We start from the raw sequence: 12,733 nt of genomic DNA, 5'->3' as shown, positions 1-12,733 counted from the left end.
CCGCATGCGCGAGCGCTGCGTTCCGGCACGCTCGCCCGATGCCCTGCGCAAGGCAGCGGTAATCCGCAGCAACTATCCGCGCGCAGGGTTTGCCGCAGCGCCGCAGCGGTGTTAACGGCTCTGCCGTCAGACAGGATCGGATTACACGATGGCCGAATTCGCCCTCCCCAAGAACAGCCGCGTCACGAAGGGCGCGCACTATCCCGCCAGCAACCCGGCGGCGGCGAAGGGCCGGCTGAAGACCTTCAAAATCTATCGCTACGATCCCGATAGCGGCGAGAATCCGCGCTACGACAGCTTCGAGGTCAATCTCGACGACTGCGGCCCGATGGTGCTCGACGCGCTGATCAAGATGAAGGCGGAGCAGGACAGCTCGCTGACCTTCCGCCGCTCGTGCCGCGAGGGCATTTGCGGTTCGTGCTCGATGAACATCGACGGCAAGAACGGCCTGGCCTGCACCACGGCGATCGAGGACATGAAGGGCGACATCCGCATCACGCCGCTGCCGCATATGGACGTGGTGAAGGACCTGGTGCCGGACTTCACCCACTTCTACGCGCAATATGCGTCGATCAAGCCATGGCTGCAGACCGTGACGCCGGAGCCGGCGGGCAAGGAGCGGCTGCAGTCGCCCGAGGACCGCGCCAAGCTCGACGGGCTGTACGAGTGCATCCTGTGCGCCTGCTGCTCGACCTCCTGCCCCAGCTACTGGTGGAATTCGGACAAGTTCCTGGGCCCGGCGATCCTGCTCCAGGCCTATCGCTGGCTGGCCGACAGCCGCGACGAGATGACCGGCGAGCGGCTCGACAATCTGGAGGACCCGTTCCGCCTGTATCGGTGCCACACGATCATGAACTGCGCGAACGTGTGCCCCAAGGGGCTGAACCCGGCCAAGGCGATTGCCGAGATCAAGAAGATGGAGGCCGAGCGGATCCTCTGATCCCTCGTCTCGGCCCCTCCCCTGAAGGGGAGGGGAGGCTGGTATCGTCTCCTCCCATGCCAAACGTCCTTTCCGCCTATAACACGCTGATCGTCGCGGGCGAGTTGCGCGCCGATCCGGAGCAGGCGGCGGCGGCCAAGCGGCTCGACGCTCTGGCGGAAGAGCTGGCGCATCCCCGCACCACCGGGCTGTTCCGCCGTCGCATCGTGCCGCCGCGCGGAGTGTATCTCTGGGGGGATGTCGGCCGCGGCAAGTCGATGCTGATGGACCTCTTCTTCGAGCAGGTCGCTATCGCGCAGAAGCGGCGTGTCCATTTCGCCGAGTTCATGCTGGAGGTGCATGGCCGCATCGCGATCGAGCGTCGCAAGGAACAGGGCGATCCCATCCCGCCGGTCGCCGCCGCGCTGGCGGAGGAGGCGCGGCTGCTCGCCTTCGACGAGATGATGGTGACGAACAGTCCCGATGCGATGATCCTGTCGCGGCTGTTCACCGCAATGATCGAGGCGGGGGTGACGGTGGTCACCACCTCCAACCGGGCGCCGTCGGAACTGTACAAGAACGGGCTCAACCGCGAGCATTTTCTGCCGTTCATTGCGCTGATCGAGACGCGGATGGACGTCCTCGCGCTCAACGGCCCGGTCGATTACCGCCGCGACCGGCTGGGCAGCCAGCAGGTTTGGCTGGTGCCCAACGGTGCGGCGGCGACCGCCAATCTGTCCGCCGCCTTCTATCGCCTGACCGATCATGAAGTGACCGAGCCGATCCCCGCGGAGGACCTGATCGTGCAGGGGCGCACGCTGCATGTCCCCAAGGTGCTGAAGGGCGTGGCCGTGTTCTCGTTCAAGCGCCTGTGCGGCGAGGCCCGCGGAGCGGCCGACTATCTGGCGATCGCCCGCCGCTACCACACGGTCATCCTGGTCGGCATTCCCCGGCTCGGCCCCGAGAATCGCAACGAGGCGGCGCGCTTCGTCTCGCTGATCGATGCGCTCTACGAGCATAAGGTGAAGCTGCTGGCGGCGGCCGATGCCGAGCCTGCGGAGCTCTATCCCGGCGGCAACGGCGCGTTCGAATTCCAGCGAACGGTCAGCCGGCTGGAGGAGATGCAGTCGGACGATTATCTCGCGGCCGGCCATGGCGAAGCGGCGTAGACGGCGCTTGCAATGCCTTATCGCTCCTGCGAACTATTATCAAAACTAATCCTTAACTCCGGCGCTTTACCGGTTGCCCCCGGCGACCGATGGGCGTAGGCGGCATGTCCAATCGCACCCGCGCCTCCAAGGGAGAAGGATTGGAATGGCCCGCAAGAAGATCGCGCTGATCGGCGCCGGCAATATCGGCGGCACGCTCGCGCACCTGGCCGCCCTGAAGGGGCTGGGCGACATCGTCCTGTTCGACGTGGTCGAAGGCGTGCCGCAGGGCAAGGCGCTCGATCTGTCGCAGTGCGGCCCCGTCGAGGGGTTCGATGCCTCGATCAAGGGCTCGAACGACTATGCCGACATCGCCGGTGCGGACGTCATCATCGTCACCGCGGGCGTGGCGCGCAAGCCGGGCATGAGCCGCGACGACCTGCTCGGCATCAACCTGAAGGTGATGAAGGCCGTCGGCGAGGGCATCGCCGCCAACGCGCCCGACGCCTTCGTGATCTGCATCACCAACCCGCTCGACGCGATGGTCTGGGCGCTGCGCGAGTTCTCCGGCCTCCCCCACAACAAGGTGGTCGGCATGGCGGGCGTGCTCGACTCGGCGCGCTTCAGCCACTTCCTCGCCGAGGAGTTCGGCGTGTCGGTGAAGGACGTGAACACCTTCGTGCTCGGCGGCCATGGCGACACGATGGTGCCGGTGCTGGAATATTCGACCGTCAGCGGCATCCCGGTCAGCGATCTGATCGACATGGGCTTTTCCACCAAGGAGAAGGTCGACGCGATCATCAAGCGCACCCGCGGCGGCGGCGGCGAGATCGTCGCGCTGCTGAAGACCGGTTCGGCCTACTACGCCCCCGCGACCAGCGGCATCGCGATGGCCGAGGCGTATCTCTACGACCAGAAGCGCATCCTGCCCGCCGCGGCTCACCTGTCGGGTGAATATGGCATCGACAATCTCTATGTCGGCGTGCCCGTCGTGATCGGTGCCGGCGGCGTCGAGAAGGTGGTCGAGGTCAAGCTGTCGGACGAGGCGAAGGCGAACCTCCAGGTCTCGGTCGACGCGGTGAAGGAGCTGCTGGTGGCCTGCAAGGGGATCGATGGCAGCTTGAACTAAGCCAAGCAAAAAAAGAACCACCCCGGCGAAGGCCGGGGTCCAGTCGGGATGTCGGTCATGATGGAGGCGCAATGCTTCGTTTACATCATGGCCAGCGGGCGCAACGGCACCCTCTATCTCGGCTCGACGACGAACCTGTCCAAGCGCGTGTGGGAGCATCGCAACGGCGCCGGTTCCGGGTTCACGAAGCGATATGGTTGCAGGCACCTCGTCTGGTATGAGGCATGCGGCGACTGGGAGGCGGCTCGGCAGCGCGAGCTGCAAATGAAGCAATGGAGGCGTGACTGGAAGGTGCGGGAGATCGAGGGGCTTAATCCCGAATGGGAAGACCTGTACGATCGTATCGCCCTGCCATGAGCGCCTTCCCAACTGGACCCCGGCCTTCGCCGGGGTGGTAGGATCGGAGATCAGATGAGCATCCTCGTCGACCGGAACACCAAGGTCATTACCCAGGGCATGACCGGCGAGACCGGCAGCTTCCACACCAAGGCGGCGCTGGAATACGGCACGCAGATGGTCGGCGGCGTCACGCCGGGCAAGGGCGGGACCACGCATCTCGACCTGCCGGTGTTCGACACCGTGGCGGAAGCCAAGGCCAAGACCGGCGCGGATGCGTCGGTGATCTACGTGCCGCCGCCCTTCGCGGCGGATTCGATCCTGGAGGCGATCGACGCGGACGTGCCGCTGATCGTCTGCATCACCGAGGGCATTCCGGTGCTCGACATGGTCCGCGTCAAGCGCGCGCTGTCGGGCTCCAAGTCGCGGCTGATCGGGCCGAACTGCCCGGGCGTGCTGACGCCGGGCCAGTGCAAGATCGGCATCATGCCGGGCTCGATCTTCAAGCAGGGCTCGGTGGGCGTCGTCTCGCGGTCGGGCACGCTGACCTACGAGGCGGTGTTCCAGACCTCGAACGCCGGCCTCGGCCAGACCACCGCGGTCGGCATCGGCGGCGATCCGGTCAACGGCACCAACTTCATCGACGTGCTGGAGCTGTTCCTGGCCGACGACGCGACCGAGTCGATCATCATGATCGGCGAGATCGGCGGCTCGGCCGAAGAGGAAGCGGCGCAGTTCCTGCGCGACGAGGCGAAGCGCGGGCGCAAGAAGCCGATGGCGGGCTTCATCGCCGGCCGCACCGCCCCTCCGGGTCGCCGCATGGGCCATGCCGGCGCGATCGTCTCGGGCGGCCAGGGCGGCGCCGAGGACAAGATCGCGGCGATGGAAGCGGCCGGGATCAAGGTCGCGGCCAGCCCCAGCGAGCTGGGTTCGACGTTGTTGGAAGTACTCGGCAAGTAAATACGTCCGTCACCCCGGCAATGGCCGGGGTCCAGAGCGGCAGGCGGGCCGCTCGTGGCTCTGGATCCCGGCCTTCGCCGGGGTGACGACATAGACCGAAGGCGGCCCGGAGAAGCGTAAAATGGGCTACGAAGGTCAGGATTTCAGCGACATCGCATCGGGCGTCAGCCCGGCGTTCATCGAGGCGCTCTATGCCCGCTACCAGGCCGATCCCGGCTCGGTCGAAAGCGGCTGGCAGGGCTTTTTCGAGGGGCTGGAGCGCGGGCCGTCGCAGCCGAGCTGGCAGAGCCGGCGCTGGCCGCTGACCAGCACCGACGAGCTGACCGCCGGGCTGGACCCGACCCAGATGGAGCCCGCTCCCAAGCCAGCCAAGGGGGGCAAGCCCGCCGCGGCCCCCGCGGCGGCGGCGCCGAGCCAGCAGGACATCGTCAAGGCGGCGGGTGACGCGATCCGGGCCCAGCTGCTGATCCGCACCTATCGCGTGCGGGGCCATTTCGCCGCCAATCTCGATCCGCTCGGCCTCGCCAAGCGCGAGATGCCGGAGGATCTGCGCACCGAATATCACGGCTTCACCGACGCCGATCTCGACCGCCCCGTCTATCTGGGCGGCACGATGGGCTTCGAATGGGCGACCATCCGCCAGCTCGTCGACACGCTGCGCCGCAATTACTGCGGCAATGTCGGGCTCGAATATATGCACATCGCCGATGTCGAGGAGCGCCGCTTCCTGCAGGACCGCATGGAGGGACAGGACAAGGCGATCGAATTCACGACCGACGGCAAGAAGGCGATCCTGAACAAGGTGATCGAGGCCGAGCAGTGGGAGAAGTTCCTGGGCCGCAAATATGTCGGCACCAAGCGCTTCGGCCTCGACGGCGGCGAGTCGATGATCCCGGCGCTGGAATCGGTCATCAAATATGGCGGCCAGCAGGGCGTGCGCGAGATCGTGTTCGGCATGGCGCATCGCGGCCGGCTGAACGTGCTGGCCAATGTCATGGCCAAGCCGCTGCGCGTCATCTTCCACGAATTTGCCGGCGGATCGGCCAACCCTGACGATATCGGCGGTTCGGGCGATGTGAAGTATCACCTCGGCACCAGCCATGACCGCGAGTTCGACGGGCACAAGGTGCATATGTCGCTGGTCGCCAATCCCAGCCATCTGGAGGCGGCCGACCCGGTGGTGCTGGGCAAGACCCGGGCGATCCAGACGATCGCGGGCGATCTGAAGGACCACAGCGCCTCGCTGCCGGTGCTGATCCATGGCGACGCCGCCTTTGCCGGGCAGGGGATCGTTTGGGAATGCCTCGGCTTTTCCGGCATCCGCGGCTATAACACCGGCGGCTGCGTCCACTTCATAATCAATAACCAGGTGGGCTTCACCACCTCGCCGCAGTTCGCGCGGTCCTCGCCCTATCCCTCGGACGTGGCGAAGGGCGTGCAGGCGCCGGTCTTCCACGTCAACGGCGACGATCCCGAGGCGGTGACCTTCGCCACCAAGATGGCGATCGAGTTCCGCCAGAAGTTCCATCGCGATATCGTGATCGACATGTGGTGCTATCGCCGCTTCGGCCATAACGAGGGCGACGAGCCGGGCTTCACCCAGCCGCTGATGTACAAGGCGATCAAGGATCACCCGCCCGTCAGCGCCATCTATGCCAAGCGGCTGGTGGCCGAGGGCGTGGTGGATCAGGCCTGGGTCGACCAGAACGTCAACCAATATGTCACCCGGCTGGAAGGCGAGTTCGAGGCGGGCGCGAGCTACAAGCCGAACAAGGCGGACTGGTTCGCGGGCCGCTGGACCGGCCTGTCGGCGCCGACCGAGCGCGTGACCGACCGCCGCACTGCCGAGACGGGAATCACCGGCAAGCTGTTCGACAGCCTGGGCCGGACGCTGACCACGGTGCCCGACACGATCCAGGTCCACAAGACGCTGGCCCGCGTGCTCGACGCCAAGCGGCAGATGTTCGCCACCGGCCAGAATTTCGACTGGGCGACGGGCGAGGCGCTCGCCTTCGGCTCGCTGATGTCGGAGGGCTATGGCGTCCGCCTGTCGGGTCAGGACTCCGGCCGCGGCACCTTCTCGCAGCGGCATGCGGTGTGGGTCGACCAGACCGACGAGCACAAGTACGTGCCGCTGTCGACGGTCGAGCATGGGCGGTTCGAAGTGCTCGACTCGCCTCTGTCGGAATATGGCGTGCTCGGCTTCGAATATGGCTATGCGCTCGCCGATCCGAAGACGCTGGTGCTGTGGGAGGCGCAGTTCGGCGACTTCGTCAACGGCGCGCAGATCATGATCGACCAGTTCATCGCGAGCGGCGAGGCCAAGTGGCTGCGCGCCAACGGCCTCGTGATGCTGCTGCCGCACGGCTATGAAGGGCAGGGGCCGGAGCATAGCTCGGCCCGGCCCGAGCGGTTCCTGCAGCTGTGCGCGGGCGACAATATGCAGGTCGCCAACTGCACCACGCCGGCCAATTACTTCCACCTGCTGCGCCGGCAGATGCACCGCACCTTCCGCAAGCCGCTGGTCGTGTTCACGCCCAAGTCGCTGCTCCGCCACAAGCTGGCGGTGTCGACCGCGGCCGAGTTCCAGGGCGACAGCCACTTCCAGCGCATCCTGTCCGACACCAACGGTGCGCCGGACGCGCAGACGAAGCGGCTGGTGCTGTGCACCGGCAAGGTCGCCTACGACCTGATCGAGGCGCGCGACGCGGCGGGGGACACTACCACCCAGATCGTGCGGATCGAGCAGCTCTATCCCTTCCCCGGCGAGCCGCTGGCCGAGCGGGTGAAGCGGATGCCGCAGCTGGAAGAGGTGATCTGGGCGCAGGAAGAGCCGAAGAACCAGGGCTATTGGTTCTTCACCGAGCCGCTGATCGAGGAGGCGCTGGCCGCCGCCGGATCGTCGGTGAAGCGCGCGCGCTATGCCGGCCGCGCGGCCGCCGCCTCGCCGGCGACGGGTCTGATGAAGCGGCACCAGACCGAGCAGGGGGCGCTGGTCGCCGACGCGCTCGGCCACAATGTCCGCGACGAGATCCGCCGCAATCGCGAGAGCGACAAGAAGGCCGGCAAGGCAGCGAGCTGAGATGTAGCGCCCAACCACCCAGGCGAAGGCCGGGGTCCAGTTGGGAGTGATTGGTAACGAGGCGAGGCGCTTCACGAGCAGCGTCCTCCAACTGGACCCCGGTCTTCGCCGGGGTGGAAGGAAGTAGGGAATGGCCACCGAAGTTCTCGTCCCCGTGCTGGGCGAATCGATCACCGAAGCCACGGTCGGCGAATGGCTGAAGCAGCCCGGCGACGCGGTCGCCGCGGACGAGCCGATCGCGAGCCTGGAGACCGACAAGGTCTCGGTCGAGGTGCCGTCGCCGGTCGCAGGCGTGATGGGCGCGCACGCGGTTCAGGTCGGCGACACGGTGCAGGTCGGCGCGATGATCGCGACGATCGAGGCGGGCGGCGGCGCGGCCGCCGCTCCGTCGGCGCCGGCTGCGGCCTCGGCGCCTGCGGCGCAAGCCGCCGCCCCTGTTGCGGTTGCCCCGGCGGGAGACGCGGTGGCGCTGTCGCCGTCGGTGCGCCGCGCGGTGCTGGAGCATGGCGTCGATCCCTCGACCATCACCGGCACCGGCAAGGATGGCCGCCTGACCAAGGAAGACGTTGCCGCGGCCGCACAGGCGAAGCCGCAGGCCGCCGCGGCGCCCGCCGGCGCGGGCCCGTCGTCGAACGGAGGCGATGCCACCGCCGGCCGTGCCGGCTCTGGCCGGCGGGAAGAGCGCGTCAAGATGACGCGCCTGCGCCAGACCATCGCCAAGCGCCTCAAGGAGGCGCAGAACACCGCCGCGATGCTGACGACGTTCAACGACGTCGACATGACCGCGGTGATCGAGGCGCGCGCCAAGTACAAAGACCTGTTCGAAAAGAAGCACGGCGTCCGGCTCGGCTTCATGGGCTTCTTCGTGAAGGCCGCGACGATGGCGCTGAAGGACATCCCCGCCGTCAACGCCTCGATCGAGGGCGACGAGATTGTCTATCACGACTATGCCGACATCTCGGTCGCGGTCAGCGCCCCGAACGGCCTCGTCGTGCCGGTGATCCGCGACGCGCAGGACCTGTCGGTCGCCGGCATCGAGAAGACGATCGGCGACTTCGGCAAGCGCGCCAAGGACGGCACGCTGAAGATGGACGAGATGAAGGGCGGCACCTTCACCATCTCCAACGGCGGCGTGTTCGGCTCGCTGATGTCGACCCCGATCATCAACCCGCCCCAGTCGGCGGTGCTCGGCCTGCACCGGATCGAGGAGCGTCCGGTCGTGCGCGACGGTCAGGTCGTGGTGCGCCCGATGATGTACCTCGCGCTCAGCTACGACCATCGCCTGATCGACGGGCGCGAGGCGGTGACCTTCCTCGTCGCGCTGAAGAACGCGATCGAGGATCCGACTCGCATCCTGATCGACCTGTAATCACCCGCGCCTGTACCCCGGCGGAGGCCGGGGCCCAGTTGGGAAGGCGGATGTAACCGGGCACGGCGCTCACCATATGCCGTCCCGTAACTGGGCCCCGGCCTCCGCCGGGGAACGGAGATGAAGATGGCTGACAAGACCTACGACTATGACGTCCTCGTGATCGGCGCCGGCCCGGGCGGCTATGTCGCCGCGATCCGCGCCGCGCAGCTCGGCCTGCGCACCGCCTGTGCCGAGAGCCGCGACACGCTGGGCGGCACCTGCCTCAACGTCGGCTGCATCCCCTCCAAGGCGCTGCTCCATGCCTCGGAGCTCTACGAGGAGGCGACCGGCGGTCACCTCGCGAAGTTCGGCGTCAATTTCGAGGGGGTCAGCCTGAATCTCGACCAGATGCACGCCGAAAAGGCGAAGGCGGTCGGCGAGCTGACCGGTGGCATCGAGTTCCTGTTCAAGAAGAACAAGGTGACCTGGCTGAAGGGCAAGGCCGCCTTCAAGGACGGCCACACGGTCGAGGTGGCCGGCCAGACCGTCACCGCCAAGGACATCGTGATCGCGACCGGCTCGGTCGTCACCCCGCTGCCGGGCGTCACCATCGACCAGGAGGTGGTGGTGGATTCGACCGGCGCGCTGGCGCTGCCCAAGGTGCCCGAGCATCTGGTGGTGATCGGCGGCGGCGTGATCGGGCTGGAGCTGGGCTCGGTCTGGCGGCGTCTCGGCGCGAAGGTGACGGTGGTCGAGTATCTCGACCAGATCCTGCCGGGCTTCGATGGCGAGGTCCGCAAGGAATCGGCCAAGCTGTTCAAGAAGCAGGGCATGGAGCTCAAGACCTCGACCAAGGTGACCGGCGTCACCGTCGAGGGCGGTCGCGCGACCGTATCGGTCGAGCCGGCGGCGGGCGGCGCCGCCGAGACGCTGTCGGCGGACGCGGTGCTGGTCGCGATCGGGCGCAAGCCGAACATCGACGGGCTCAACCTCGAAGCCGCGGGCGTGTCGCTGACCGATCGGGGGCAGGTGGCGATCGACCACGACTTCCGCACCAACGTGCCGGGGGTCTGGGCGATCGGCGACGTCGCGCCCGGCCTGATGCTTGCGCACAAGGCCGAGGACGAGGGCGTCGCGGTGGCGGAGAACATCGCCGGCCAGACCGGCATCGTGAACCACGACGTGATCCCCAGCGTCGTCTACACCATGCCCGAGATCGCCGGCGTCGGCCTGTCCGAGGAAGCGGCGAAGGCGAAGGTGGGCGAGGTGAAGGTCGGCAAATTCCCCTTCATGGCGAACAGCCGCGCCAAGACGAACCGCGACACCGACGGCTTCGTCAAGGTGATCGCCGACGCCAAGACCGACCGCGTGCTGGGCGCGTGGATCATCTCGTCGCTGGCCGGCACGATGATCGCGCAGGTCGCGCAGGCGATGGAGTTCGGCGCGACCAGCGAGGACATCGCCTATACCTGCCACGCGCATCCGACCCATTCGGAAGCGGTGAAGGAAGCGGCGATGGCCGTGCAGGGCAAGCCGATCCATATCTGAGGGTGTCGATCGTAGATGGGGGCGGAGGCAGGATCGTCTCCGTCGCCTCCATTTACGTCGCCCCGGCGCAGGCGAATATTCTGCGACAATCTACCAGCTACCCCGGCGAAGACCGGGGCCCAGTTGGGGGACGGGAGTAATCCCTTCGAAAACGTCGCCTAGCTGGACCCCGGCCTTCGCCGGGGTAGACGATCGGGCGAGGGACGGATCAAGAGGTGTCGAGGCGGGGCGCCTGCCGGCGACGATCTTGAGGACGCAGGCTTGGACACCCGTCGCCGCGGCTTGCCGCGTCGTGCGGGATCGGCAACATTCTCCCGATGCGCCAGTACCTTGCAGCCGCCGTCCTGATCCTCGCCGCCCCCGCGCCCGGGCAGGAAACCAGTCTCTCTGCCGACAATTATCGCGTCGATGTGCCGCTGGAGCGGCCGGCTTCGGCTCGGCTGGTCTGGCGCGACGAATTCGATGGCGATCGGCTCGATCCGGCGCGCTGGGCCTATGAGACCGAGCGCAACCGCGACGGCTGGTACAATCATGAGCGGCAATATTACGCGGCCGGGCGGCCGGAGAATGTCCGCGTCGCCGGCGGACAATTGACGATTACCGCAAGGTCGGAACGGCTCGATCCGGCGCGGTTCGCCGACTGGGGCGGGCAGGCCTATACGTCCGGTCGGATCACCAGCACCATGGGCTGGCGCTACGGCTTCTACGAGGTGCGCGCCAGACTGCCGTGCGGGCGGGGGACGTGGCCGGCGATCTGGATGCTGCCCCAGGCGAGCGGCGCGCGATGGCCCGACGGGGGCGAGATCGACATCATGGAGCATGTCGGCTTCGACCCGGAGGTGATCCATGCGACGCTGCACAGCGCGCTCTACGTACATACCAAGGGGACCCAGCGGGGCGCGCAGCGGACGCTGCCGGGGGCGTGCGGGGACTTCCATCGCTACCAGATGCGCTGGACCCCGAAGGCCATATGGATCGGCGTCGACGACCGCGCCTATCTGCGCGTCGCGAACGACCGGCCGGGCGGGCGCGAAGCGTGGCCGTTCGACACGCCGTTCCGGCTGATCCTGAATCTGGCGGTGGGCGGCGACTGGGGCGGGGCGAAGGGCATCGACGACGCCGCGCTGCCGCAGGCGATGACGGTCGATTACGTCCGCATCTGGCAGGAGCCGGCACGCTGAGCGACCGGGCGGCGCTCGAGGCCGAGTGGCTGGACCTGACTCGCCGGGTCCTGCCGGCGCTGGCGGATGAGCGGAGCTGGCCGGTGCGCGCGGACCATTGCTTCCAGCGGATCCTGCTCGATACGGCATGCGGGGGACGGTGGTACGACCATATCGCGGGCCGGCCCGCCTATGCCCATGCGCCGGATACAGTGCTGGTGCGGGCGGTGGCGCTGGCAAGAGCGGCCGCGGCCGGCGAGGCGGACCTCGCAACGCTCAATCGCCAGTCGCTCTTTTGGCGGGGGAAGATGCGATAACGACTGGACCTCTCCCGCCATTGGCCTCGTCGCAGCCCGGCTCTTTTATGATTATGGCGGACTGGCTGGAACCGGACGACACGAACTCGAACCGCTCATGCGAAGCGATGGCGAGCCTCGGGCCTTCCACTACGCTCGGGTGGTCAGTCAGGTGTGGGTCAACCACTTTAGGTCACCTTGGCCTATAGCGCGCTGCACTGGGCGCGCCTGTTGCGGTTGACCCGACCCTCCGTCCGCAAACCGTAGCCGGGCTCCTTCACGCGCCGCAGCCGAACCATGGCCTTCAGCTCGGCTTGCGGGGTCGGAGGAACGCGCCCAGCACCTGCTCCGCCGCACGGCCGAGCGCGACGCCGATGTCGTGGGGGTCGGGCGCGGTCGTCGTACCTTGTGGTGGAACCGGCGCCGCGGCGGGCTGCGGCGGGATCGGCGGCACGGGCGGCGTAGGGGGCACGGGGGGCGTCGGCGGGGCGGGCGGCGTCGAGGGTGCCGGATGGGACGTGCCGGTCCCGCCGCGGATCAGCGCAGCACTGGCGGCGGCTGCGGCCATGGTCAGGCTGGAGGCGAGCAGGCGCCGCGTTTCGGGCGTGTCGGCCTGCCGCGCGATCGCCGCGGCGATCCCGGCAAGCGGTGCGAGCGGCGAGGAGGCTGACGGCTTGGCATCCTCGGCGGCGTGCTTGTGCTTCTTGCCGTGCTTCTTCTTGCCCATACCCGACTCCTGCTGTCTTGCTTCTATAACACACATGGGAGGTGGGAGCGTACCAGGCAAGATGGCGAGCGACGATT

The 12,733-nt window shown here is 67.5% G+C and carries 11 protein-coding genes; 10 read left to right on the top strand and 1 reads right to left on the bottom strand.

The window, feature by feature from the left end; all coding sequences use genetic code 11:
- Nucleotides 1-148 precede the first annotated feature (148 nt).
- The 10 genes from IEX18_RS07060 to IEX18_RS07015 all read left to right on the top strand — a co-directional run bounded on the left by IEX18_RS07060 (nucleotide 149) and on the right by IEX18_RS07015 (nucleotide 11,950).
- The gene (locus IEX18_RS07060; RefSeq protein WP_188658034.1) at nucleotides 149-940 is read left to right on the top strand and encodes a succinate dehydrogenase iron-sulfur subunit; all 792 of its coding nucleotides are present in this window, start codon (nucleotides 149-151) and stop codon (nucleotides 938-940) included.
- Between the two features lie 56 nt (nucleotides 941-996).
- A complete protein-coding gene (gene zapE, locus IEX18_RS07055) occupies nucleotides 997-2,088 on the top strand; it encodes a cell division protein ZapE (RefSeq protein ID WP_188658033.1) in 1,092 nt (363 codons plus the stop codon).
- A gap of 145 nt (nucleotides 2,089-2,233) precedes the next feature.
- Nucleotides 2,234-3,196, top strand: coding sequence for a malate dehydrogenase (mdh, locus tag IEX18_RS07050; RefSeq protein WP_188658032.1), 963 nt, complete (start codon nucleotides 2,234-2,236; stop codon nucleotides 3,194-3,196).
- A 48-nt stretch (nucleotides 3,197-3,244) separates the two neighbouring features.
- Complete coding sequence (locus tag IEX18_RS07045) at nucleotides 3,245-3,553, top strand: GIY-YIG nuclease family protein (RefSeq protein ID WP_229664427.1); 309 nt, start codon at nucleotides 3,245-3,247, stop codon at nucleotides 3,551-3,553.
- Between the two features lie 54 nt (nucleotides 3,554-3,607).
- Nucleotides 3,608-4,492, top strand: coding sequence for a succinate--CoA ligase subunit alpha (gene sucD / locus IEX18_RS07040; RefSeq protein ID WP_188658031.1), 885 nt, complete (start codon nucleotides 3,608-3,610; stop codon nucleotides 4,490-4,492).
- A gap of 121 nt (nucleotides 4,493-4,613) precedes the next feature.
- Nucleotides 4,614-7,574: a 2-oxoglutarate dehydrogenase E1 component gene (locus IEX18_RS07035; protein ID WP_188658030.1), complete on the top strand. Its 2,961-nt coding sequence runs from the start codon at nucleotides 4,614-4,616 to the stop codon at nucleotides 7,572-7,574.
- Between the two features lie 130 nt (nucleotides 7,575-7,704).
- Nucleotides 7,705-8,943, top strand: a complete 1,239-nt coding sequence (odhB, locus tag IEX18_RS07030) for a 2-oxoglutarate dehydrogenase complex dihydrolipoyllysine-residue succinyltransferase (RefSeq protein WP_188658029.1) — start codon at nucleotides 7,705-7,707, stop codon at nucleotides 8,941-8,943.
- 126 nt (nucleotides 8,944-9,069) lie between these two features.
- Nucleotides 9,070-10,473 carry a dihydrolipoyl dehydrogenase gene (gene lpdA / locus IEX18_RS07025; RefSeq protein WP_188658028.1) on the top strand — a complete coding sequence of 468 codons (1,404 nt, stop codon included), beginning with the start codon at nucleotides 9,070-9,072 and terminating at the stop codon, nucleotides 10,471-10,473.
- Between the two features lie 317 nt (nucleotides 10,474-10,790).
- Nucleotides 10,791-11,654: a glycoside hydrolase family 16 protein gene (locus IEX18_RS07020; protein ID WP_188658027.1), complete on the top strand. Its 864-nt coding sequence runs from the start codon at nucleotides 10,791-10,793 to the stop codon at nucleotides 11,652-11,654.
- Nucleotides 11,655-11,737: 83 nt separating this feature from the next.
- Nucleotides 11,738-11,950, top strand: a complete 213-nt coding sequence (locus IEX18_RS07015; protein WP_229664426.1) for a hypothetical protein — start codon at nucleotides 11,738-11,740, stop codon at nucleotides 11,948-11,950.
- A gap of 283 nt (nucleotides 11,951-12,233) precedes the next feature.
- Here the strand turns inward: IEX18_RS07015 and IEX18_RS07010 are convergent, their stop codons facing one another.
- The gene (locus tag IEX18_RS07010) at nucleotides 12,234-12,656 is read right to left on the bottom strand and encodes a hypothetical protein (RefSeq protein WP_188658026.1); all 423 of its coding nucleotides are present in this window, start codon (nucleotides 12,654-12,656) and stop codon (nucleotides 12,234-12,236) included.
- Nucleotides 12,657-12,733: the final 77 nt, after the last annotated feature.

The sequence above is a fragment of the Sphingomonas metalli genome (assembly GCF_014641735.1).
In the GTDB taxonomy this organism is placed as follows: domain Bacteria; phylum Pseudomonadota; class Alphaproteobacteria; order Sphingomonadales; family Sphingomonadaceae; genus Sphingomonas; species Sphingomonas metalli.
The sequence above is the reverse complement of the archived record's forward strand: the minus strand, read 5'-3'. Positions and strand labels throughout refer to the sequence as shown.

Bases quoted from the DNA above. Each gene is read 5' to 3' on its own strand.
- IEX18_RS07060 (WP_188658034.1), top strand. From the start codon at position 149: ATGGCCGAATTCGCCCTCCCCAAGAACAGCCGCGTCACGAAGGGCGCG.
- zapE (WP_188658033.1), top strand. From the start codon at position 997: ATGCCAAACGTCCTTTCCGCCTATAACACGCTGATCGTCGCGGGCGAG.
- mdh (WP_188658032.1), top strand. From the start codon at position 2,234: ATGGCCCGCAAGAAGATCGCGCTGATCGGCGCCGGCAATATCGGCGGC.
- IEX18_RS07045 (WP_229664427.1), top strand. From the start codon at position 3,245: ATGTCGGTCATGATGGAGGCGCAATGCTTCGTTTACATCATGGCCAGC.
- sucD (WP_188658031.1), top strand. From the start codon at position 3,608: ATGAGCATCCTCGTCGACCGGAACACCAAGGTCATTACCCAGGGCATG.
- IEX18_RS07035 (WP_188658030.1), top strand. From the start codon at position 4,614: ATGGGCTACGAAGGTCAGGATTTCAGCGACATCGCATCGGGCGTCAGC.
- odhB (WP_188658029.1), top strand. From the start codon at position 7,705: ATGGCCACCGAAGTTCTCGTCCCCGTGCTGGGCGAATCGATCACCGAA.
- lpdA (WP_188658028.1), top strand. From the start codon at position 9,070: ATGGCTGACAAGACCTACGACTATGACGTCCTCGTGATCGGCGCCGGC.
- IEX18_RS07020 (WP_188658027.1), top strand. From the start codon at position 10,791: ATGCGCCAGTACCTTGCAGCCGCCGTCCTGATCCTCGCCGCCCCCGCG.
- IEX18_RS07010 (WP_188658026.1), bottom strand. From the start codon at position 12,656: ATGGGCAAGAAGAAGCACGGCAAGAAGCACAAGCACGCCGCCGAGGAT.